1 protein-coding gene is annotated in these 303 nt (G+C 31.7%); it reads left to right on the top strand.

Annotated features, from left to right (window positions below; translation table 11 throughout):
* Positions 1–170 (top strand): thioredoxin domain-containing protein (locus AC1M9L_RS14845; protein WP_481592565.1); only part of this gene is annotated, 170 nt, incomplete at its 5' end.
* Positions 171–303 lie beyond the last annotated feature (133 nt).

Below are 303 nucleotides of genomic sequence, written 5' to 3'. Positions count from 1 at the left end.
TTGAGTATCCAATTTTAATTAACCGTCCATTTGTAGTGACTGAATTAGGTGTAAAACTATGTAGACCATCTGAACTCGTTTTAGATATTTTGTCTGCGCCTCAATTAGGAGCTTTTACCAAAGAGGATGGTGAAATAATCATCGATAAAAATGGTAAGCGGATTAAATAAATCCGCCTCATTTAACATAAAATCTCTTATGGGAATTCAAAATGTTAGAAACCATTTAAAGTGTCTATATTCTCACCAATAAAAATGTCTAGTTTATGATGGTTTTTACCATCATGGACTGGATATAAATTAG

It is taken from the genome of Acinetobacter sp. ANC_7511 (assembly GCF_056779975.1).
This window is presented reverse-complemented; position numbering and strand designations above follow the sequence as displayed.